Origin of the sequence: Streptomyces sp. B21-105, assembly GCF_036898465.1 — a bacterium.
In the GTDB taxonomy this organism is placed as follows: Bacteria; Actinomycetota; Actinomycetes; order Streptomycetales; family Streptomycetaceae; genus Streptomyces.
This window is the reverse complement of sequence record NZ_JARUMJ010000001.1, coordinates 7,217,981-7,239,097: the sequence shown is the minus strand read 5'-3', so window position 1 is coordinate 7,239,097 and position 21,117 is coordinate 7,217,981. Positions and strand designations below refer to the sequence as shown.

Sequence of the window (21,117 nt, the reverse complement as noted above, 5' to 3'; positions counted from 1 at the left end):
GTAGACACCCCTGCCGTGTCCGCCGACGGAACCCAGGAAAGCAACCGTGCGCCCATTTCCCGGGCGATGATCGCCGTGGGCTTCCTGCTGGTCGTCCTCTCCTACATGGTCAACGCGATGGACCGCCAGGTCTTCCCGCCGCTGCTGCCCGACATTCGCCAGGACTACGGCTTCTCGCTGGAGCAGGGCGGGCTGCTGGCGACGAACTTCACGCTCGGCATGGCCCTGGCCGGACTGCCCGCGGGCTACCTTCTGGACCGCTTCCGCCGCAAGACGGTCCTCCTGGTCAGCATCGTGATCTACTCCCTGGGCACGATGGCCACTCCGCTGGCGACCGGCCTCGCCGACATGACGGTGTACCGCGTCGTCTCGGGCTTCGGCGAGGGCATGCAGTCCGCGGCCATCTTCGCCGCGATCGGCGCCTTCTTCACCCACCGGCGGGGCCTGGCCTTCGGCATCATCGGGGTGGGTTACTCCGTCGGCGTGTTCATCGCCCCGCTCATCGGTGTGCGGCTCATGAACACGCACGGCACGTGGCATGCGCCGTTCTATCTGTTCGGTACGGCCGGACTGCTGATCGCCGCCGCCTCGCTGTTCCTCGTCAGGACCGGCCTGACCGAGCAGCGGGTCGAGAAAGCCGTTTCGGGCGGGACCTACGAGTACATGCCCTCCTCCGCCTACAACCGCAACACCGTCGCGCTGGCGATCCACTCGATCGTCAGCGGTGTGGCCATCTACGGGTTCCTCGGCCTCTACCCGACGTACCTCATCACCTCGCTGCACTACACCTCCGAGCAGGCGGCGCTGGCGATGAGCCTGCTCGGTTTCGGCGGCATGACGGCTGTTCTCGGCGGCTGGCTCGGCGACCGGATCAACCAGCGGAACCTGCTGATCGCCAGCCTGCTCGCCGTCTCGGCCATCGCCGCCTGCATCTACGAGACGCACGCCGGCGTCGGGCTGCAGTGCGCGTTCGCCTTCCTCATGGGCGCCTTCGGGCTGGGCTTCATCTACCCCAACAGCAACAGCGCGATGCAGCGGGCCGTCCGCCCGGAGCAGATCGGCCGCGCCTCCGGTCTCTTCGTCACCAGCTACTACGGCACGGCGGCCTTCTCGGGCCTGCTCTTCGCCGCCCTGGTGGACTCCTTCGGCTGGACGGGAGCGGGGTTGCTGCAGGTGACACTCCTGCCGCTGGTGGGCGTCGCCGCCCTGGTCTTCGTCCGCCCCGCGCAGTTCAACAACGCGGTCCGCTAGGGCCCCGGCCGGGGTCCGCCAGGGCCCCCGGCCGCCCACCCGCACGCTACGAGGGCCCGACACCGTCTGACGGTGTCGGGCCCTCGTAGCGTGCGGGCTCTCGGCGAGCGGCCGGGGTCAGCGGCTCTCGGCCACGACCGGGTTGCGCAGGACGCCGATCCCCTCGATCTCGACCTCGACCTCGTCCCCGGGCCGGATCGGTCCCACCCCGGACGGTGTGCCGGTCATGATCGCGTCTCCGGGGAGCAGCGTCAGATGGCGGCTGAGGTAGCTGACGAGGTCGGGGACGGTGAGCAGCAGGTCGGACGTGCTCGCCGACTGCACGACGGCGCCGTTCACCCGGGTCGTCAGGGAGAGCATCGCGGGGTCGAGCCCGGTGGCGATGACGGGACCGAGGGGCGCGAACGTGTCCTGGCCCTTCCCGATGAGAAGCGTCCCGTATGCGCTTTCCCTGCGCTGGACGATGCGATCGCTGATGTCATTGCCGCATGTGTAACCGAGGATGTATTCCGCGGCCTCGGAAGGCTTCACATGACGGGCTTCCTTTCCGATGACGACAACCAACTCGCCCTCGAAATGGATCAGTTCACCGTCCGCCGGATAGACGATGGCGTCTCCCGGACCGATGACCGCAGTGCTCGGCTTCATGAAACACACGGGAACGTCCGGAATCTCTTGGTCGGTCTCGTCGACGTGCGCGGCGTAGTTGTAGGCGAATCCGAAGATCCGGGGCCGGTCGAGCGGCGGAAGAAGCCTCACGTCACCGACCTGGTCGACGTGGCCCGTGGGCACCAGCCCGGTATAGGGATCACCTTCGTATCGCGCGATCCCGACGTCGCCCTTTTCGAGTTCCCCGTAGTGACGCACGCCGCCGACGGCGTATCTGACGATCCGCACGGACACCTCCGCAACTGGGCAGCCACAGGCGACTGCACGACCCCACGAACAATGCTAACGTTAGCACGGTCGGAATGATCGATGGAGGGACGTCACCCGCCCGACCACGGAGCGCGACGACGAGCGCTATCGTTGGCATACGGAAAGTGACAGCACCGGCCAGTGAGTCGAGGGGGATCCTTTACGTGGTCACGACCAAGGACATCGCCGAACGCCTCGGGGTCTCCGTCTCGACCGTCGGCCGGGCGCTCGCCGACGACGCGCGGATCAGCGAGGAGACCAAGTTCCGGGTACGGCAGGCCGCTTCGGAGATGGGATACGTCGGCAACCGCGCCGCACGGATGATGCGGGGCGCGTCCAGCAACGTGGTCGCGCTGGTGATCCCGGACATCCGCAACAGTTTCTACTCGACCATCGCCCATGAACTGTCCAAGAACATGGAGGCCGAGGGCTATCAGTTGATGCTCTCGGAGACCGACGACGACCGGATGGTGGAGCTGCGCCATCTGCGGGAACTGTCCGCGACCCGCGTGGCCGGCGTCATCATCGTGCCCACCGCCCGCCCGCACAACGAGTCCGTCAAGCTGCTGCGCACGCTGCCGCACCTGCAACTGCTGCGCCGCCACCCCTCGCTCGGCTCCCAGTGGTTCGGCGTGGACGACCACGAGGCGCTGCGCCGGGCCACGGCCCACCTGGTGACGTTGGGCCACACCGACATCGCCTACCTGGGCGGCCCCGAGGAACTACCGACGGGCGCGGACCGTCTGCGCGGCTTCCGCACCGCCCTGCACGACGGCGGCCTGCCGTACGACGCCCGGCGTACGGAGTTGGGGCCGCCGTCGTCCGTGGACCACGGGCGCCGGGCGGTGCGCCGGCTGCTGAGCGGCTCCGACGCGCCCACCGCGCTCGTCCTGGGATCGATCCAGCTCACCCTGGGGGTTCTGGAGGAGTTGTCCGAGCAGGGGGTGAAGGTGCCCGGCGAACTGTCCGTGGTCGGATTCGGTGACGAGCCCGGCTTCTCCTGGTGGGGCCCCGGACTCACCACGATCGGCATGCCGATCCAGGAGATGGCCACCGGCTGCGCGCTGTGGCTGATGCGCAGGCTCAAGACCGGGGCGGGCAACGACGGCCCGTACACCTCGGTCTCTCCCGGCTCCCTGATCCTGCGCGGCAGCACGGCGCCTCCCGACGGCCGGGGGCCGTCCCGGAGCGCACGCGCCACTGCAGCCGACTGATCCGGCGAGACGACGACACCCGGCCCGGTGCGCGCGCCTTTGCCGTGCCCGGTGCCGGGCACGGCGAAGGCGCCCGGAACGCGACATGCCGGTGCCACCCGGAACGCGCGGGGCCAAGGCGTCCGGAAGGCGCGCCCGGCATGACGAAGGCGCCCGGGGTGCATCACTCCGGGCGCCTTCGTCATGCCGGGCGTCGTGCCCGGCGTCATGCCGGAAGTCGTGCGTGCCGGAAGTCGTGCCCGGCGTCATGCCGGACGTCATGCCGGGCGCCAGTCCGCCGTCACACCCGATGTCATTCCGCCGCCACGCCCGCCGTCACTCCCGGTGACACTCCCGCTGTCACTCCCGGCGCCATGTCGGCGTCATGCCGGGGCCGGCTCGGCTCAGAGGACGTTCGCGTCACTTATGTGACGCTTCATGGGGGTTCGCTCCTGCCGGAATTCGCGTCGTACAGGCGAAACAGGTAGTTTGCGGCCGCAGTCGCGTCGGTGCTGATCTCGCATTTCGCGATGGTTAAAGCCGATAGCTCCTGTCCGGTTCGAATACCTTCTGAAAGACGGCTTTTGCCTCGCTCGATCGAGCGATATGCCCGGGTGTGGTCCTCGTGCATGAGTATCCCCATGACCTCCTCGCAGCAGCGCCAGCCGTACCTGAGCGATCTGTCCGATGCCCGCTGGGCATTGATCGAGCCGACGTTGACGGCCTGGCGGGCCGAGCGGCAGAAGACCTCGCTCAACCTCGGGGGAAAGGTCACTGACCTGCGGGAAGTCATGAACGCGATCCTCTTCCTCAACCGGACCGGCGTCCCCTGGCGCTACCTGCCCCATGACTTCCCGCCGCACACCACCGTGTTCGGTTACTTCAGCGCCTGGACCGCCGACGGCACCATCGAGAAACTCGGCCTCCACCTGCACCGGATGGTCCGTGAGCAGGCAGGACGCACCGCCGAACCCACTGCCTGTGTCATTGACGCCCAGAGCGTCAAGACCGCGACCAGCGTTCCCACCGACACCCAAGGCACCGACGCCGGCAAGAAGATCGTCGGACGCAAACGCAGCATCGTCGTCGACACTCTCGGCCTGTTACTGCTGGTCATGGTGACCGCCGCCAGCGTCTCGGACAACGCGGCCGGTATCCAGCTCCTCACCCGCGTCGCCGCCGACCACCCCACCATCAGCAAGGCATGGGTCGACACCGGCTACAAGAAGAAGGCCATCGAACACGGCGCCTCGCTCGGTATCGATGTCGACGTCGTTCCACGGAACGAGCAGGTCAAAGGCTTTTCCGTGATCCCGCGGCGCTGGGTCGTGGAGCGGAGTTTCGGGTGGATCATGATGCACCGTCGCCTCGCCCGCGACTACGAGACCAAACCGGCGCACTCCGAGAGCATGATTCGCCTCGCGATGATCTCCAATCTCGCAAAACGAGCGACGGGTGAAACGGTCATAACCTGGCACAAACCATGAACTATCGCTTCTTCAAGCAGGACGTCCTCTCAGAGAGGACCTCCCCGCCGCCGACGAGGCCATGTCCGACGACCTGCAGCTCCTGATGGCGGCACTGCGCATGGAACGCAAACGCCGTGGGCTCACACAGCAAGCCGTCGCCAAGCGGATGAATGTCTCCCAGTCGCGCGTATCTGCTATCGAAACCGGGACCCTCGAAGCAACCGAGGTCGGCACACTCGCCAGATACCTGCGCGCACTGGGCGCTCGACTGCGACTCAACGCCGAGTTCGAGGTATAGCCACTCCTCCCAATCGGCCGGCTCGGCAACCGCCCACCAGTCGTCGCTCCTCATGCCACGGCCGCGACCGCGAGAACGAGGGTGTCACGGGATACAGGAGGGATGACCATGGACAGGATTCACAACGAAGCCCCGGCAATCAGTTTGACCAAAATGCAGACCTACGCCCGGATCTGGGGAGCCTGTACAAAGAGCTCGTAACACGATCTTGTGTGGCAGCGTGGCAGCCAGGGTCCGTAGTCTTGCGGTATGGACAACGGGATCAACCGTGTGGAAGACGGATGGGACATCCGCTCGATGCGTGGGATCGGCATCGGCGAGATGATCATCGGCAGCGTCCTGCGACTTCACACCGGTTCAAACCGGATCGAGGCGCACAGTCCCGCCGAGCTGACAACGGACCACGAAGTCGTGCCTGTCCACGCATCAGCACGGATCAACCTGGACCGACTGCCGCAACTGCTCGATCAGGTGGTCGCCGAGGTCCATGCAGCTGATTCAGGCGGCCTGCGAGTGCGCTTCACTAACAGTTGGCGTCTGGACGTGCCGTCCCGCGACCGCGGCGTCGTCCCGTTCCATGGCCCGTCGGGCCGGGACCTGGCAGGACCAGCCGTTGCACACCAGGAGCTTGCGCACACCCTGGACCGTGTAGGCCAGGTGGAAGCGTCGTCCGATCACCGTTTTGACCCGCGCCAGCGTCCAACGCTGGTCTTCCCAGCCATGCGCGACCGGTCCCTTGGCCAGTTCCGCCTCCAACTGCGCGAACTGCTTCTCGCTCAGCCTCGGAAGCGACGCCGGCCCCTGCGACCGCAGAGCCCGCGGACCGCCCTCGCCCCAGATCTGCCGCCACCGCTGCACCGACCGGACACTGACCCGCAGGTCCTTCGCGATCACCGAGCTCGCCTCACCCCGGGCGAACCTCTCGGCCGCCTTGAGCCGTAACTCCTCGCGGAACTGCTGCCGTTCGGCGGTCGGCCCGCCCCCTTGTGGATACCGCATGCCTTCGGTGATACCTCACCGGCGACAAGTCGCCAGCCCCTACGACTCCACGAGTTCAACCTCAGTAGGCGTTGTTAGCCCCTGGCCCGGTCGGCCCCCTCGGGTGAGAGGGCCGACGTGTGGTGCGTACGGGCGGTGGGTTACCCGACCGGCTCCGTCGACTCCCTAGTCAGGTAGCGGTCCCAGATTTCCGCGCCGCGATAGGGACCAGAGCCGTCACTGTCGACCTGGGGCTCGTCGAAGCGGATCCAGTAGACGAGCTCACCCTCCCGCGCCGAAGCGTGGTCCACCGGGACCGGCGAGCGCAGATCGTCCACCGTTCCCCAGAACTCCACAGGCCACGGGCCGGCCCAGGAGGGATCTTGGATGACACGGACGCGCGTGCCCGTCGGCCAGGCGTTCGCCGGCCAGTCAGAAGGCTGGTCGGCCTCCTCGTTCATCATGTGCCTCATTTCGTGGGAGATCGTGCCGAGGTCGTTCCGATGGGCCGCCGCCTAGTTGGCGCGGTCCTTGTACTTGAAGTCGGCTGCCGTCCGGGTCTGCGTGTTCCACACGTAGTGGATCTCGACGCCGTCGACAGTCTGCTCCATCTTGACCCACCCGTCGGAGGCGGGCCATCGCGGGTCCTTCATCACGACCGGCAGCTGGTTGCCGTACTCCGGATTCTCTCGAACCAGGTCCATCGCGCGCTGTTCGTTGCCACCGCCCGCCGAAGTGCGGCCGGTGGACTCCTCCGCGTTGCGCAGGGCCGTACGCAGGCCGTCGTCCATGCGCGATATGCCGTCCCCGACACCGTAGGCACCGGTGACGATCAGGCCCGTCCCCATGGCGATGGCGGGGGCGCCTGCGAGACAGCCGACGCCGGTCAGGCAGATGGCGCCCCCCGCGAGATCCTCACTCGCCCCGAACCCCATTAGGAAAATCGACGCACCGGTCTCCGCCGCTCCGATCCACAGCTCGGGGCTGGTGAAGATAGCCTCGCCATAGTTGAGGATCGTGTCTCCGGTGTCCTCGAGCCAGTCGGGTATCCAGTCGTCGTCTTCCTCTTCTACCGGGTGCTCCTCGAGGTAGTCCCTCTTGATCTTCTCCCAGCGGGCGGTCTCCTCGTTCTGCTTCTGCACCGCGATCTTGAACGCGTCGGCGTATGCCTTGGTGGCCGCGGCGGAGTCCTTGCCGGCTGCCTGCGCGGAGGCCCGAGCCTGCTCGGCGGCAGCGCCGGCTTGGCTGGCCGACGCCTGGGCGGCACCGGCGGAACGCTGCGCGTGCGCTGCAGAGTTGACCGCACGAGTGACGGCGTGGCTGGCGTCGGCCTGTGCCTTGCGGGCCTTCCTGGCGGACTCCGCCGCCTGTGCTGCGGACGTGGCGGCCTCGTCGGCGGACTGCTTGGCGTCGGCTGCATAGCCGTCGGCCTGCTTCGCCGAAGCCTCTGCCGCCTTGGCCGCGTCCAGTGCCTCCTGCGCGGACTTCCTAGCCTCGGCAGCGACTTTCGCGGCGAGCGAGGCGTTGCTCTGCGCGGTCGCGGCGATGCGAGCGGCACCGGAGATTAGGCTCTGAACTTGGGCCACATGCGCGGCCGCCAATTGGTCCTTCTGCCGCGCCATGTACTGACCGGTCTGGACGAAGGCGTGGAGCAAGGGAGCGGGACCCTCCAGCGCAATGCGTGCCGCCGCCTTCACCTCCGGTCCGCCGGAGTCGATGAGCTGCGCGGCGGCGACCCGCTCGTCCTCGCCTCGCGCCTCGTACTGCCCAGCGGTGGCGAAGTCGCGCAGATCGCTCACTGAGCCGGAGGCGAGTGCCGCCCGACCCCGCTCCTTGGCGATGGGCCCACCCGCGTCGATGATCTGCGCGATGTAGACGCGAAGGTCCTGCTCCATCGTCTTGTACTGGCCCTCGGTCAGGAACGCGTCCAACAGGGACGGCTCACCCCGCAGTACGTCGTTGGCAGCCGCGCGCAGCTTCGCCGAGGGCGAGTTGATCCACAGGTTCTCCACCTCCACGCGCATGTCCTGGCGCTCCGCCTCCGCCCATCCGGTACGGAGATAAGCGATGACCTCGTCGTCGCTTCCCGCCAGCGCGGTAGCCGCGGCGCCTCGGCTCCAGGGGCCCCGGACCTTCATAACCTCAACGGCCATGCCTCGTCCCGCACGCGCGAGGGAGGACGTGTCAGCACCGGGCTGGGCCAGTTCGGAGGCCAGGCGTGCGGCGGTAGTGGCGAGTGCCTTGGACCGCTGCCGTACGGCCGTCTGCGCCATCTGGCGCTGTTTCTCCTGCGCCTTGAGGTCCTGCGCCTGGACGACACCGTCATTGGTGCGGGCGGTGAGTTCCTCCGTCTCGACGTCACGTGCGAGCGCGTAGGTGGCCTTTGCCTTCTTGACGGCCGCGGTGGCTGCGTCCGCCGCCCCCTTGGCGGCCAGCGCGTGCGCGGTGGCTTCCTTCGCGGCGGTGGCCGCCTGGCCCGCGTGCTCCGCTGCCGCGTCGGCCGCCTTCGCGGCGTTGTCTGCGTGCGTGGCCGCAGAGTTCGCTTCGTCGCGGGACTCACGCGCTGCGGTCGCCGCCTTCGTGGCCAGCGTCTCCGCGGCGTTGGCGGCGCGGGTGGCCTCGTGTGCGTGACGGCGCGTCTCGGCCGCCGCCCGCGCTGCGTCCCCGGAGTGCACTCCGGCCTGGTCCGCATAGGCGTTCGCCGCGTCCGCCGCTTGGGCGGCGGCCTCGGCGCTCGCGCCCGCCCCGGACGCGGCCCGGGCCGCCGCCCCCGCCTCGGTCGCCGCGACTCCGGCTTGCTCTGCGGCGCCGGCCGCCCACCGAGCGCCCTTGGCAGCGTTGCGTGCTTCCTCCGCGGCCTTGCGCGCGGCGGAAGCCTTGGTCGCGTCGCCCGCCGCGTCGGCGGCGGCGTTACGGGCACGGGACGCGGCCTGGGCGGCACCTACAGCCGCGGCCGCTGCCTGAGCAGCTGCGTTGGCCGCAGCTCGGGACGAGACGTTGGCGGCGCGGGCGGCGGTGATGGCCTGCTGCGCCGCACCCGCGGCCTGCTTGGCGGCCGAGGCTGCACGCGCGGCGGCCGAAGCTGCATGGAGGGAGTCGTTCTTGGCCGCTTCCGTCTCGGCGGCGGCCTTCTTTGCCGCCTCCTTGGCCAGCTGCGCGGCCGCTGCGGCGCGAGCCCCGGCATCCTTAGCCTTCTTGGTCTCCGCGGCGGCCTGACGGCCCGCTTCAGCAGCCTGGTCGGCCAGCTGGCTCACGGTGGTCTGTTCCTGGTCACGGGCGCGTGCTACGAACTGGCCGACAGTGAGGAACTCGTGGATGTCGGCGGCGGTGCCCCGTAGCGCTAGGCGGGCGGCGGCAACGACGTTCGCGCCACCGGTGCTGAGGATCTGCGCGACCTGAATGCGCTCGTCCTGCTCGCGTTGGACGTACTGGTCGTTGTCGAGGAACGCCTGGCGCTCTTCGGCCGTGCCGTTCAGGGCTGCCCGGCCCTTGTCCTGCACATTCTGTCCGCCCTGGTCGATAATCTGGGCGATGCGGACGCGCTGGTCCTGCTCCAGCGGAGCCTTCCAGCCGTCCTTGAGGAAGACCGACAGGTCTTGCGGGGTTCCGGCGAGGGCCTTACGAGCTGCGTCGATCAGGCTCAGTCCGCCGATGCTCGCGATCTGGGCGGCGGCGACCCGCTGGTCCTGCACGGTGGCGTCGGCCGCCTCGGAGTCCAGGAAGTGCCGGATGTCCTCGTCCGTGCCGGTCAACGCCACCTCGGCGGCCGCCCGGGTACCCGGGCCGCCGCTCATCCACAGTGCCGGCGTCGGTGCCTTGGGTGTCGGTGGGAACGCTGGTCGCGGTCTTGACGCTCTGGGCGTCAATGACACAGGCAGTGGGTTCGGCGGTGCGTCCTGCCTGCTCACGGACCATCCGGTGCAGGTGGAGGCCGAGTTTCTCGATGGTGCCGTCGGCGGTCCAGGCGCTGAAGTAACCGAACACGGTGGTGTGCGGCGGGAAGTCATGGGGCAGGTAGCGCCAGGGGACGCCGGTCCGGTTGAGGAAGAGGATCGCGTTCATGACTTCCCGCAGGTCAGTGACCTTTCCCCCGAGGTTGAGCGAGGTCTTCTGCCGCTCGGCCCGCCAGGCCGTCAACGTCGGCTCGATCAATGCCCAGCGGGCATCGGACAGATCGCTCAGGTACGGCTGGCGCTGCTGCGAGGAGGTCATGGGGATACTCATGCACGAGGACCACACCCGGGCATATCGCTCGATCGAGCGAGGCAAAAGCCGTCTTTCAGAAGGTATTCGAACCGGACAGGAGCTATCGGCTTTAACCATCGCGAAATGCGAGATCAGCACCGACGCGACTGCGGCCGCAAACTACCTGTTTCGCCTGTACGACGCGAATTCCGGCAGGAGCGAACCCCCATGAAGCGTCACATAAGTGACGCGAACGTCCTCTCAGTGCGTTCCGCCGCGCAGACTCCGCATGACACGCGACGTACGCGCCAGCTCGTCCAGCACCTGCTCGGCCGCCGCCTCGTGGATCTTGCCGGGCCGGAAAGCACCGTCCTCGACGAGTTCACCGATGAACGGAATGCTCACCGTCGGACCGATCGGCAGCATCCTGAGGTTCGCCGACCTGCTTGCCCATCTGCACCGCCCGGGTGCCTGCCGCCACCCCTGCCGTAGCCGACGAACGCGGCCGGCTTGTGCTGCCACTCCACGACCAGGCAGCCCCAGGCGTTCTTCAACGGGGCGGGGAAGCCCCCCGTTGCACTCCGGGGTGCACGGCAGGGCGAGTTCCTGGAGGTCGACGGTGTGCGACTCGAACCGCTCGCACTGCGCGGCCCGGGCGGTGAACCAGTCCGCGACGGACCTGCCGACACGTCCGGGACGCGTGCTGGCCACCACGACGGTGAGGGTCATGGGCGCTTCGGAGGGCGCGGCAGGCGTGTCGGGCGCGTTTGCCATGTCGGGCTCGCTTTCCTCGGTGCCGTGATCCGGTCCGGCGGACCCGCGCACCTGTGCTGTCCGTCCGTCCAGGAAGGGCGGGTCCGCCGGGGTTCCGGCCGGGATACCCGGCTGTGCGAACGATAGCACTGCGCTGTCGAGCGCACGACCCTCGCGCGCGGCACCGTTTCTGCCGAGTTCTCCCCATCACCGCTCCCCATCTTCGCGCCGCTAGAGTCTTGACACGGTCCCCAACGCCTCGCACGATTGCGCTATCGTTAGCACGAACGGTCGGCACCCTCGTCGCCGGCCCGGGCGGGCGTCCCTGGCGTCCTGCGCACCGGTCCGGCACCGCCGACCAGCGACATGCCCCACGACGGACATGACCCTCGTCCGCCCACGGACCTGACCCTCGTCCTACGAAGGACACAGCTCTCGTCCTACGAAGGACATGGCTCTCCTCCGGCCACGGGCCTGTCGTGGGACGGGCATGCCCCCGTCCCACGACAGGCCCCGCACGGGACCGCTCGCCGCCCGCACCATCCCGACTCCGAAAGGTCGCACCGCCATGACAGACGCGCGGATCGCCAAGCTCCACGGCCGCAGGGTGTGGGACTCACGTGGTCGGCCGACCGTGGAGGTCGAGGCACACCTCGCGAACGGCGCGACCGGACGGGCCATCGCGCCGGCCGGGGCCTCGACGGGCCGGGGCGAGGCGCTCGACCTGCGCGACGGCGGGCTCCGCTTCGGCGGACTGGACGTCCGGCGCGCGGTCGGCTCGGTGAACGGTGAGATCGCGCCCGCTCTCCTCGGCCTGGACACGACCGACCAGGAGACCGTCGACCGGCTCCTGATCGACCTCGACGGCACCCCCGACCGCAGCCGTCTCGGCGGCAACGCGATCGTGGCCACGTCCATGGCCGTTCTGCACGCCACCGCCGCGTCGGCGGGTGTGCCGCTGTGGCAGCACCTGGCCGGCGGACGGCGGGTGCGCATCCCGCTCCCGGAGATCCAGATCTTCGGCGGCGGCGCTCACGCGGACCGGCGCGTGGACGTGCAGGACTTCATGGTCGTCTGCCCCGCGGCAGGCAGCTTCTCCGAGGCGCTGGACTGGACGGCGGAGATCTACCGGGTCGCCGGGAGCCTGATGCGGAAGGCGGGGAAGGCACAGGGTGTGGCCGACGAGGGTGGCTTCTGGCCGGCGTTCGACTCCAACGAGGAGGCCCTGGAGATGCTGACCCGGGCCATCGAGAGCGCCGGTTTCACGCCCTCGACCGAGGTCGGCATCTCGCTGGACGTCGCGGCCTCGCAGTTCGGCGGCGCGGGCCGGTACACGCTGGCACTCGACGAGCGCACACTGGACACCGCGGCACTGATCGACATGCTGGGCGGCTGGATCGAGCAGTACCCGATCCTGTCCGTCGAGGACCCGGTGGGCGAGGACGACCACGAGGGCATGAGGGAGTTCACCCGCCGCTACGGGAGCCGCTGCCAGGTCATCGGCGACGACTACCTGGTCACGAACGCCCGACGGGTCGAAGCGGCGGCCACCGACGGCGCGGCGAACGCCGTCCTGGTCAAACCCAACCAGGCGGGCACGGTCACCGAGGCGTACCGGGCCCTGCGCGCCGGGAAGGACGCGGGCTTCGGCACCATCGTGTCGGCCCGCTCCGGCGAGTCCGAGGACGTCACCATCGCGCATCTGAGCGTCGGCTGGGACGCCGGCCAGCTGAAGGTCGGCTCGTTCACGCGCTCCGAACGCATGGCCAAGTGGAACGAGGTTCTGCGCATCGAGGAGTCCCTCGGCGACTCCGCGGAATTCAGCGGCTGGTCCGCATTCACCTTCGCTGAGACCGGACCTTTCACGACCACGCCGTAAGACTGCTGCGAAGACGACCGTCATCGCATTCAAGAGCCGATCGGAGCACGGAGACCAGCATGCTGCCACCCGTCAATCTGCGCCCGCCTTTCAACATCACCCGCTCCAGCCATGTCCGGCTCACCGTCGCCGACCTGGCCGCGAGCCGCGACTTCTACACGAAAGCGCTGGGGCTCGTCGTCAGCGACGAGGACGACCGCACCTGCTACCTGCGCGGGCTGGCCGAAGCCTGCCACCACAGCCTCGTCCTGGAAATCGACGAGGAAGGCGGGGGCGCCTGCCGGAGGATCGGCTTCCGGGTGTTCTTCGACGAGGACCTCGACCTCGCGTACGCCTGGTTCCGTGAGCGGGGGCTGCCCGCCGAGTGGGTCGACGTCCCGCACCAGGGTCGTACCCTGCACGTCGCCGACCCCATCGGCACGCCGCTCGAACTGTGCGCGCACATGGAGACCCGGCCGCGGCTGCACATCGACTTCGAGCAGTACCGGGGGCTCACGCGCAGCGGCTGGACCACTACCAGATCTTCGCGCCCGAAACCTACGAGCTGTGCGCTTTCTACAGCGAACTCGGCTTCCGCAACTCGGAGTACCTGGAGCACGGCGACAAGCTGCTGGGTGCGTTCATGTACCGCAAGGGCACCTGCCTCGACCTCGCGATCGTCGAGAACAGCGGGCCCGCCCTGCACCACTTCGCCTACACCGTCTCCGAGAGCCACGACATCTTCAGCGCCTGCGACTGGGCGGGCATCCTCGGTTACGGCGACGGTGTGGAGCGGGGCCCCGGACGGCACGGTCCGGGCGGGATGCTCTTCGCCTACCTCCGCGATCCCGACGGTCACCGGGTGGAGGTCTTCAACAGCCACTACCAGACCATCGACACCGAGATCGAACCCGTGCGCTGGGACGCGGCCTCTTTGAGCACCAACGCCCGCTGGGGTCTGCCGGCGCTGGAGAAGTGGTACTTCGAGGCGTCGCCGTTCGTCGGCGCACCCCGAACTCCGCCGGCCGAACCGCCGAATCCGATGTCGCTGGAGCGTTTCCTGCGCGAACAGCCCCTCCCCTGATTCCTCCCGCTGGTCCCGCTCCTGATTCCTCCCGCTGGTCCCTCCCACGCCCGTCCCTCAAGGAGACGCCATGGCACGAGTTCCCTACGTTCGCCGCGAGGACGCGGACGCGTCGCTGAAGCCGTTGTACGACCGGCTGGAGACCGAACGCAGAGTACCGACGGCGAACATCTTCCTCGCCCTCACCCACGCACCGGCTCAGCTGGACGCCTTCCTGACCTACGCCAACTCGTTGCGGGCCGCCGACCTCAGCCCGAAACTGCGCGAACTGGCCATCCTGACCGTCGGCCATGCGACCCGGTCCGCCTACGAGGTGGCCCACCACCAGTCGCACGGGCGCGCGGCGGGCCTCACCGAGGAGCAGCTCGCGGCGGTCGCCGACTTCGAGTCGTCCGCTCTGTTCGACGAGACGGAGAAGGCGGTGATGCGCCTCGCCAAGGAGTCCACGCTCCACGTCGACGTCTCCGAGGGGACGTGGCGCGCCGCCGCAGCGCACCTGTCGAGCCGCCAGATGGTCGAACTGTCCTTGTCCATCGCCTGGTACAACTCCGGCGTCCGCATCATGGGCCTGCTGGGCATCGACCTCGAGGACGGCTACGCGGACCCGTTCCGGGATGCGTAGCCCTCGGCGCCGCACGGCCCGTCGTCACCGCCTCGCAGGTACTGCGGCGCAGCAAAGGTGATGCGGCAAAGCAAGGGTGACCGTTTCCGAGCCGCAGTTCCACCGCCTCGGTCCCGCCGAAAAGAAGACTCCGGCCCTCGACCGTCGGGACGGAACAGTTCCAAGGAGTATGTCAATGGCGAAGATGCTCGCTGCACGACTGCACGCGCTCGGTGAGCCGATGTCCGTGGACACGGTCGACGTGCCCACCCCGCGGCCGACCGACGTGCTGGTGCGCGTCAAGGCATGCGGAATCGTGCCGAACATGGCCAACGTGATCAACAACTGGCCCACCTGGTACCCGCACCAGCCGCTGCCCAAACTGCCCGCGGTCTTCGGCCTGGACCCCGCCGGCGTGGTCGAGGCGGTCGGCGAGGCGGTGCTGAACACCAGGCCCGGCGACCGGGTCTATGTCAGCCCGCTGCGGTCCTGCGGCAGCTGCCAGGTCTGCCGGGGCGGCGAGCTGAGCCGCTGCCGCTACTTCACGCTGAACGGCTACTTCAGCACCTCCCGCGACGGTCAGCGGATCTTCGACCTCTACCCCTACGGCGGGTTCTGCGAGTACATGACGGCGCCGCAGCACGCGATCGTCAACATCCCGGACACCATGACGTTCGAGCAGGCCGGCAAGCTGGGCTACATCGGCACCTCGTACGGCGCTCTGAGACACGCCGCGGCCGGGCCCGGCCAGGTCGCCCTGATCGACGGCATCACCGGCACCCTCGGTGTCGCGTCCGCTCTCCTCGCGCTGGCCTCGGGTGTCGCCCGGGTCCTCGGGACCGGCCGCAACGAGGAGCTCCTCGAGCGGGTCAGGGAACTGGCCCCGGACCGGATCGAGGTCATGCGGCTGGGCGAAGGCTCCACCGGCGCGTGGGCGAAGTCCCGGACCGGCGGCGAGGGCGCGGACTTCGTCATCAGCGCGCTCGGCGCGAAGGCCCCGGTGGAGACGATGCTCGACTCCATGCAGGGCGTCCGCCGCGGCGGCCGGGTCGTCAATGTCGGCGGCGTGGCCGACCGGCTGCCCGTGGACGTGAAGTGGCTGATGGACGAGCAGGTCCAGCTGATCGGCTCCAACTGGTTCACCACCGCGCAGGGCCAGGAGGTCGCCGACATGGTGGCCACCGGGGCCCTGGACCTGTCCTACCTGATCAGCAAGCCCTTCCCGCTGTCGGAGGTCAACGAGGCGATCTCCGGACGTGCCACGGACCTCGACGGCGGTTTCAGCAACTACGTCGTGATCCCCTGAACCCGATCCGCGATCCACCGGACTCACCCCGCGGCGGTCCCGTCCTGCCCTGACGCCGCCGCGGGGTGTGCATTCCCGGCGGGATGGAGGAACCGATGGAACTACGCTGGCTGGAATCTTTCGTCGTGGTCGCCGACGAGCTGCACTTCGCTCGGGCGGCCGATCGCCTGCACCTGGCGCCGTCGGCACTCAGCGCCCAGGTCCGGGCGCTGGAGTCGCACCTGGGGGTACGGCTGATCGACCGTGGACGGCGTACCCGCCCGGCGCTGACCAGCGCCGGGCGGCTGTTCCTCGACGAGGCGCGGCTGACGCTCGACCAGGCGGCACGTGCCGAGGCGGTGGGCCGGCGCGCCGGCCGCGGGGAGCTGGGACACGCCCAGTTCGCGTACGTCGCCTCGGCCGCGTTCTCCGGCGTGCTGACCGACGTTCTCACCCGCTGCGCGGCCCCCGGCACCGAACTCACCGTGCAGGTACGGGAGTTGGAGACGCCTGCGCAGCTGGAGGCACTGGCGTGCGGGGACGTCGACGTGGGCTTCCTGCGCTGGCGGCCCGAATACCCGCCGGAGGTCATGGCCACCTGCCTGCTCACCGAGCAGGTCGTCCTGGCGCTGCCGGCCGCCGCGCCGCTCGCGGCGTACGAGGCGATACCGGCGGCGAAGCTGTGCGACGAGAACTTCGTGGCCCCGCACTTCGACGAGGAGTACGGCTGCCGTGACCAGATCCTCGAGGTGGCGCGGCGAGGGGGGTTCAGTCCGCGGTGGTCTCCCCCGGTGCGGGACTTCATCGCGGCTCTGACGCTGGTGGGCGGAGGTCTCGCGGTGGCACTGGTGCCGGATTCGCTGCGGCGCGTGCGGATTCCGGGAGTGGCGTACCGTCCGCTGGCGGACGTGGCTCTGACCACCCGGCTGGTCGGCGCCTACCGCAGGGGGGAGACCTCGCCTGCGGTACGCGGCGTGATCCGCCGGCTGCGGGAGGCCGCTGCCGCCGCCTCCTCCGCCTCCACCGCCACCTCTGCCTCTGACTCCGCCTCTGCCTCTGCCCCCACGACCACCTCTACTACCGCCTGAGACGGGATCCCACCGCAGGCGTCGGGCATCGGCCCGACGCCTCACGGGCATGCGGTCGAACGGTCTGTCGCTGCCTGTCGGTCATCGTCGAAGCGGCGCACGTTTGTACGCGGATGACGCACTGTCCGAGCAGGTCAGAGGGGGTGTTCCCGACTTACGCTCAACACGGCAGCACACACCGTGGCGGGGTCCGTCGACCGCCGCCCGGCCCAGGAACAGGCGGAGGAAACAGATGACAACGATCAGGCACGTGGGCGTCGTAGGCGCGGGCCAGATGGGCCGGGGCATCACGGAGGTCTGTGCCCGGGCGGGCCTGCACGTCACGTTGTGCGACGTGACCGAGGCCAGGGCCCGGGCGGGCCTCGCCGGCGTGGCGGACTCCCTGCTGAAGGCGGAGAAGCGCGGCGCCCTCCGGTCCGAGGACCGCGCACACGCCCTGGCCGGCGTCTCCGTCACGGGCGACCTCTCCCGCCTGGCCGGGGCCGATCTCGTCATCGAGGCCGCAGTCGAGGACGAGCAGGCCAAGACGGCCTTGTTCCGGCAACTGGGCGAGCTGGTCACCGACCCGGCCACGGTGCTGGCGACCAACACCTCCTCGATCCCCATCGCTCGGCTCGCCGCCGCGGCCGGACGTCCGGACACCGTGGTCGGTCTGCACTTCTTCAACCCGGTTCCCGTCATGCCCCTGGTCGAGATCATCCCCTCGCTGCACACCTCGAAGGCCACGGAACGGCGGGTGCGGCAATTCGCCGGCGAGATCCTGGGCAAGAAGACGATCGTCGCGCAGGACCGCGCGGGATTCGTCGTCAACTCCCTGCTGATTCCCTTCCTGTTGGCGGCCGTGCGGATGGTCGGCTCCGGTACGGCGACGGCGGAGGACATCGACACCGGGATGACCGCCGGTTGCGCCCACCCCATGGGACCCCTCCGACTGGCGGACCTCATCGGACTGGACACCGTGGCGGCGATAGGCGAAGCGCTCTACGAGGAGTACCGGGAACCGCTGTACGCCCCTCCGCCGCTGCTGCGGCGCATGGTCGAGTCGGGCCTGCTGGGCCGCAAGTCGGGGCAGGGGTTCTTCGACTACCCGGCGACCTGAGAACACGTCGGACGACAGCCGCACCCGGCCGACAGTTCCGGTGCGCGGAAACGTCGGGTTCCGTCGGTCGGCCGCGTGTGACGGGTGGCGACATCGGTCGCCAGCGTGACGGCGCGGGCTTCTGCATCGGCGCGTCGGCTCTGCTCCGGGTTCGAGTTCGGCTTCGAGTTCGGCTTCGGCTTCGTCCAGGCGCCACTAAGGGCAGCGCGGCCGCGTCGAGAACCGAGCTAGAAGGGCTAGAAAGGGCTAGAAAGGGCTAGAAGAGGATCCTCGCAGTCAAGTCGGGCGGGAGCGCGGGGTTCGCGACCGGCGGGGTCGCCGGCAGAGGCGGCGTGGTGGGGTGGGGCGGGACGGCGGGGGGTGAGGACGGGCGCAGTCCGAACAGTGAACCGGCGGCTTCCGCAAGCCCCGCAGCGCAGCGCGTCGACGCCTCCTCCGGCACGGCCATCCGCCGCAGGGCGCCGGCGAGCGCGTCCTCCACCCGCGCCAGCCGTCCTGACAACGCACCCGACCGACCCGGGCCGCAGCCGTCGGACAGGTCGGTGAGCAGCTCTTGTGCCTTGTGCTGCACGACTGCCAAAGCGTCCCAGCCCCGTGGTTGCCGCCGCGCCGGGAATTGCTCGGTCCTGGCGGCGGGCAGACCCAGGGCTTCGCGGATCCGATCGCCGGCATGGGCGTGCCAGAGCGCCTGCTCCCCGGGCCGATCGGCTTGGAGGCCGGCGAGGACGACGAGCAGGGCCGACGCGCCCAGCGGCCAGTCTCCGATGCCGCCCCCGTCCTCTCCGTGCGGATGACCGGATTGCAGGAATGGGCGCAGCGCGTCCAGGTGCTCTGCGGCGAGTTCAGCCGCGGACTGACACGCGTGTTCGGTGGGCACGGGTGGGTCACCGCTTCGTCGAGGTGTTGTCGGCTGGTCCGGAAGGGGGCGGGGCCGGGGTCGGAGCTGCTCGGGTTGGAGTGTGCTCAAGGAGACGCTTCCGCAAGCTGATCTCCGGCATGCCCACCGGCCGCCTGCGCGCCCGGCTGGCTTCGATGACGGATCAGACGGGGATCGCGGTCATCGCCGTCGACCCCGCCTACACCAGCCGCTGGGGAGCCCAGCACTGGCACAAACCCCTCACCAGCACGACTCGTAAGACCACTCGCCATGAGGCTGCCGCCGTGGCGATCGGAAGGCGCGCCCAGCAACACCCGATCCGGCTGGGGGCACCTCCCAGGCCACCCGCTTCCACGGTCAGCTCCCGCGCATGCGTCAGCGCAGGAAGGCCGAGCAGGTCCGCGACGACGGCGGGGACCGCGCTCGTCTGTCCGTCGGTCGCCGCGTTGCCCGCGAAGACCAGGTCGACGTCCGCCACTGCCCGTACGGCGGCCGCCAGCACCTGCGCGGTGGTCACGACGTCGGCGCCCTCGAGTCTGTCGTCGCAGACGTGGATTCCGCGGTCGGCGCCCATCGCGAGGACCTTGCGGACGGCGTCGAGCGCGGAGTCAGGTCCCATGGACACGACGGTGACCTCGGCGCCCACCGCCTCCTTCAGGGTCAGCGCCTCCTCCGCGGCGCGCTCGTTGATCTCGTCCAGGACGAGATCGGCGCTCTCGCGGTCAAGGCGGTGATCGACCTCGGACAGGGTGCGTTCGGCAGCGGTGTCCGGGACCTGCTTGACGAGTACGACGATGTTCACGGTCGTCTTCCTTCAGCCGTGGCGGTCAGCGGAAAGCCGGGTAGCCGGTGACCGCCTGACCGACGACCAGCGTGTGCATCTCGTTGGTGCCCTCGTACGTGAGGACGGACTCCAGGTTGTTGGCGTGCCGCAGCGGCGAATACTCCAGGGAGATGCCGTTGGCGCCCAGGACGGTGCGGCACTCCCGCGCGATCGCGATCGCCTCCCGGACGTTGTTGAGCTTGCCCACGCTGATCTGCTCGGCCCGGATGCGGTGCTGGTCCTTCAGCCGGCCCAGGTGCAGGGCGAGCAGCGCCGCACCGCCCAGGGAGACGGTCATGTCGGCGAGCTTCTTCTGGGTGAGCTGGAAGGCGCTGATCGGCTTGCCGAACTGCACGCGCGAGTCGGCGTACTCGATGACCGCCTGCAGGCTGTCCCGGGCCGCGCCGACGACGCCGAACAGAATGCCGAAGCGGGCCTCGTTCAGGCAGGACAGCGGGCCGCGCAGACCCTCCGCCAGCGGCAGCCGCGCCGAGTCGGGCAGCCGCACGTCGTCGAAGTACAGCTCCGAGGTGACGGAGGCGCGCAGCGACATCTTCTGCTTGATGTCCTGCGTGGTGAAGCCCGGCGTGCCGCGCGGCACGAGGAATCCGCGGACGCCGTCCTCGGTCTGCGCCCACACGGTGGCCACATCGGCGATACCGCCGTTGGTGATCCACATCTTGGAGCCGTTCAGGATCCAGTCGCCGCCGTCGCGCACGGCCCGGGTGCGCATCCCGGCGGGGTCGCTGCCGAAGTCGGGCTCGGTCAGGCCGAAGCAGCCGATCGCCTCACCCGCGGCGAGGCGAGGCAGCCACTCGCGCTTCTGCTCCTCCGAGCCCCACTTCCAGATGGAGAACATCGACAGCGAGCCCTGCACGGAGACGAAGCTGCGAAAGCCGGAGTCCGCCGCCTCCAGTTCCAGACAGGCCAGGCCGTAGGACACGGCGTTGGTGCCGGCACAGCCGTAGCCTTCGAGGTGCATGCCCAGAACCCCCAACTTGCCGAGTTCTGGAGCGAGTTCGCGGGCGAAGTGGGCGTTCTCGAACCATTCCCCGACGTGCGGTCGCACCCGGTCGGCGAGGAACTTGGCCACGGTGGCCTGGATCTCGCGCTCCTCGTCGGTGAGGGTGGAGGCGATGTCGAGCAGGTCGAGAGGGTCCTTCAGCGGCTTGCCACTCATGATGAGCTCCTTGTCACGCGGGTGGATATACGGGTGGTTCGAGTCGACCGGGTCGTCCGGATGGTCCGGGTCGTCGGCCGGGTCGGGCCATGCCGGTCGTCGGTTCGGTCGGGGCATCCGGGTCGTCGGTTCGGCAGGGCGCCGATGACGCCGGAAGTCGGGGAGCGTTCCGGGGGC

At 69.3% G+C, this 21,117-nt stretch carries 16 protein-coding genes and 6 pseudogenes; 13 read left to right on the top strand and 9 right to left on the bottom strand.

Features of this window, described 5'->3' with window-relative positions; genetic code table 11:
• The first annotated feature begins 15 nt into the window (after positions 1-15).
• Positions 16-1,251: an MFS transporter gene (locus tag QA802_RS32530; protein ID WP_334530232.1), complete on the top strand. Its 1,236-nt coding sequence runs from the start codon at positions 16-18 to the stop codon at positions 1,249-1,251.
• Between the two features lie 117 nt (positions 1,252-1,368).
• Here QA802_RS32530 and QA802_RS32525 read toward each other — a convergent pair whose 3' ends face one another.
• Positions 1,369-2,148: a fumarylacetoacetate hydrolase family protein gene (locus QA802_RS32525; RefSeq protein WP_334530229.1), complete on the bottom strand. Its 780-nt coding sequence runs from the start codon at positions 2,146-2,148 to the stop codon at positions 1,369-1,371.
• A 185-nt stretch (positions 2,149-2,333) separates the two neighbouring features.
• Between QA802_RS32525 and QA802_RS32520 the strand changes: the two genes are divergently transcribed.
• The 4 genes and pseudogenes from QA802_RS32520 to QA802_RS41725 all read left to right on the top strand — a co-directional run.
• Positions 2,334-3,383 carry a LacI family DNA-binding transcriptional regulator gene (locus QA802_RS32520; RefSeq protein WP_334530226.1) on the top strand — a complete coding sequence of 350 codons (1,050 nt, stop codon included), beginning with the start codon at positions 2,334-2,336 and terminating at the stop codon, positions 3,381-3,383.
• Between the two features lie 620 nt (positions 3,384-4,003).
• Positions 4,004-4,849, top strand: a complete 846-nt coding sequence (locus tag QA802_RS32515; protein WP_053847073.1) for an IS5 family transposase — start codon at positions 4,004-4,006, stop codon at positions 4,847-4,849.
• 61 nt (positions 4,850-4,910) lie between these two features.
• Positions 4,911-5,129, top strand: coding sequence for a helix-turn-helix domain-containing protein (locus QA802_RS32510; protein WP_334530222.1), 219 nt, complete (start codon positions 4,911-4,913; stop codon positions 5,127-5,129).
• A 249-nt stretch (positions 5,130-5,378) separates the two neighbouring features.
• Positions 5,379-5,627: pseudogene (locus tag QA802_RS41725) on the top strand (hypothetical protein); the annotation flags it as partial.
• A 57-nt stretch (positions 5,628-5,684) separates the two neighbouring features.
• Here the strand turns inward: QA802_RS41725 and QA802_RS32505 are convergent.
• From QA802_RS32505 to QA802_RS32485, 5 genes and pseudogenes are all read right to left on the bottom strand, one after another.
• Positions 5,685-6,128: pseudogene (locus QA802_RS32505) on the bottom strand (winged helix-turn-helix domain-containing protein); the annotation flags it as partial.
• Positions 6,129-6,268: 140 nt separating this feature from the next.
• Entirely contained in the window at positions 6,269-6,571 is a 303-nt protein-coding gene (locus tag QA802_RS32500) for a ferrous iron transport protein A (protein ID WP_334530219.1), read from the bottom strand.
• Between the two features lie 51 nt (positions 6,572-6,622).
• Positions 6,623-9,901: an ALF repeat-containing protein gene (locus QA802_RS32495; protein WP_334530216.1), complete on the bottom strand. Its 3,279-nt coding sequence runs from the start codon at positions 9,899-9,901 to the stop codon at positions 6,623-6,625.
• 7 nt (positions 9,902-9,908) lie between these two features.
• Positions 9,909-10,319, bottom strand: a pseudogene (locus QA802_RS32490) (transposase); the annotation flags it as partial.
• 234 nt (positions 10,320-10,553) lie between these two features.
• Positions 10,554-11,066 (bottom strand): NADPH-dependent FMN reductase, encoded by a 513-nt coding sequence (locus tag QA802_RS32485; RefSeq protein ID WP_319168957.1) that lies wholly within the window; start codon positions 11,064-11,066, stop codon positions 10,554-10,556.
• Between the two features lie 547 nt (positions 11,067-11,613).
• Between QA802_RS32485 and eno the strand changes: the two genes are divergently transcribed.
• The 7 genes and pseudogenes from eno (at position 11,614) to QA802_RS32450 (ending at position 18,060) form a co-directional block, all read left to right on the top strand.
• Positions 11,614-12,924 carry a phosphopyruvate hydratase gene (eno, locus tag QA802_RS32480; protein WP_334530211.1) on the top strand — a complete coding sequence of 437 codons (1,311 nt, stop codon included), beginning with the start codon at positions 11,614-11,616 and terminating at the stop codon, positions 12,922-12,924.
• A gap of 59 nt (positions 12,925-12,983) precedes the next feature.
• Positions 12,984-13,295 (top strand): annotated as a pseudogene (locus tag QA802_RS41720) (VOC family protein); the annotation flags it as partial.
• A 62-nt stretch (positions 13,296-13,357) separates the two neighbouring features.
• On the top strand, positions 13,358-13,987 hold the full coding sequence (locus tag QA802_RS32470) for a VOC family protein (protein WP_334530205.1): 630 nt from the start codon (positions 13,358-13,360) through the stop codon (positions 13,985-13,987).
• A 70-nt stretch (positions 13,988-14,057) separates the two neighbouring features.
• The gene (locus QA802_RS32465) at positions 14,058-14,609 is read left to right on the top strand and encodes a carboxymuconolactone decarboxylase family protein (protein ID WP_334530202.1); all 552 of its coding nucleotides are present in this window, start codon (positions 14,058-14,060) and stop codon (positions 14,607-14,609) included.
• A gap of 175 nt (positions 14,610-14,784) precedes the next feature.
• Positions 14,785-15,894: an alcohol dehydrogenase catalytic domain-containing protein gene (locus tag QA802_RS32460; RefSeq protein ID WP_334530199.1), complete on the top strand. Its 1,110-nt coding sequence runs from the start codon at positions 14,785-14,787 to the stop codon at positions 15,892-15,894.
• A 95-nt stretch (positions 15,895-15,989) separates the two neighbouring features.
• Positions 15,990-16,961, top strand: coding sequence for a LysR substrate-binding domain-containing protein (locus tag QA802_RS32455; RefSeq protein ID WP_334530196.1), 972 nt, complete (start codon positions 15,990-15,992; stop codon positions 16,959-16,961).
• A 232-nt stretch (positions 16,962-17,193) separates the two neighbouring features.
• Complete coding sequence (locus QA802_RS32450) at positions 17,194-18,060, top strand: 3-hydroxybutyryl-CoA dehydrogenase (RefSeq protein WP_334530193.1); 867 nt, start codon at positions 17,194-17,196, stop codon at positions 18,058-18,060.
• A 256-nt stretch (positions 18,061-18,316) separates the two neighbouring features.
• Here QA802_RS32450 and QA802_RS32445 read toward each other — a convergent pair whose 3' ends face one another.
• Complete coding sequence (locus QA802_RS32445; RefSeq protein WP_334530190.1) at positions 18,317-18,937, bottom strand: hypothetical protein; 621 nt, start codon at positions 18,935-18,937, stop codon at positions 18,317-18,319.
• Between the two features lie 89 nt (positions 18,938-19,026).
• Here QA802_RS32445 and QA802_RS32440 point away from each other — a divergent pair.
• A pseudogene (locus QA802_RS32440) lies at positions 19,027-19,267 on the top strand (IS200/IS605 family accessory protein TnpB-related protein); the annotation flags it as partial.
• A gap of 70 nt (positions 19,268-19,337) precedes the next feature.
• On the opposite strand, the pseudogene QA802_RS32435 reads toward QA802_RS32440, so the two are convergent.
• Together QA802_RS32435 and QA802_RS32430 are read right to left on the bottom strand one after the other, a co-directional pair.
• A pseudogene (locus QA802_RS32435) lies at positions 19,338-19,739 on the bottom strand (electron transfer flavoprotein subunit beta/FixA family protein); the annotation flags it as partial.
• Positions 19,740-19,764: 25 nt separating this feature from the next.
• The gene (locus QA802_RS32430) at positions 19,765-20,940 is read right to left on the bottom strand and encodes an acyl-CoA dehydrogenase family protein (protein WP_334530187.1); all 1,176 of its coding nucleotides are present in this window, start codon (positions 20,938-20,940) and stop codon (positions 19,765-19,767) included.
• Positions 20,941-21,117 lie beyond the last annotated feature (177 nt).

What these genes read in the sequence shown, in the direction of transcription:
- QA802_RS32515 (WP_053847073.1), top strand. Translation starts at nt 4,004, where the DNA reads ATGACCTCCTCGCAGCAGCGCCAGCCGTACCTGAGCGATCTGTCCGAT.
- QA802_RS32510 (WP_334530222.1), top strand. Translation starts at nt 4,911, where the DNA reads ATGTCCGACGACCTGCAGCTCCTGATGGCGGCACTGCGCATGGAACGC.
- QA802_RS32500 (WP_334530219.1), bottom strand. Translation starts at nt 6,571, where the DNA reads ATGATGAACGAGGAGGCCGACCAGCCTTCTGACTGGCCGGCGAACGCC.
- QA802_RS32495 (WP_334530216.1), bottom strand. Translation starts at nt 9,901, where the DNA reads ATGAGCGGCGGCCCGGGTACCCGGGCGGCCGCCGAGGTGGCGTTGACC.
- QA802_RS32485 (WP_319168957.1), bottom strand. Translation starts at nt 11,066, where the DNA reads ATGGCAAACGCGCCCGACACGCCTGCCGCGCCCTCCGAAGCGCCCATG.
- eno (WP_334530211.1), top strand. Translation starts at nt 11,614, where the DNA reads ATGACAGACGCGCGGATCGCCAAGCTCCACGGCCGCAGGGTGTGGGAC.
- QA802_RS32465 (WP_334530202.1), top strand. Translation starts at nt 14,058, where the DNA reads ATGGCACGAGTTCCCTACGTTCGCCGCGAGGACGCGGACGCGTCGCTG.
- QA802_RS32460 (WP_334530199.1), top strand. Translation starts at nt 14,785, where the DNA reads ATGGCGAAGATGCTCGCTGCACGACTGCACGCGCTCGGTGAGCCGATG.
- QA802_RS32455 (WP_334530196.1), top strand. Translation starts at nt 15,990, where the DNA reads ATGGAACTACGCTGGCTGGAATCTTTCGTCGTGGTCGCCGACGAGCTG.
- QA802_RS32450 (WP_334530193.1), top strand. Translation starts at nt 17,194, where the DNA reads ATGACAACGATCAGGCACGTGGGCGTCGTAGGCGCGGGCCAGATGGGC.
- QA802_RS32430 (WP_334530187.1), bottom strand. Translation starts at nt 20,940, where the DNA reads ATGAGTGGCAAGCCGCTGAAGGACCCTCTCGACCTGCTCGACATCGCC.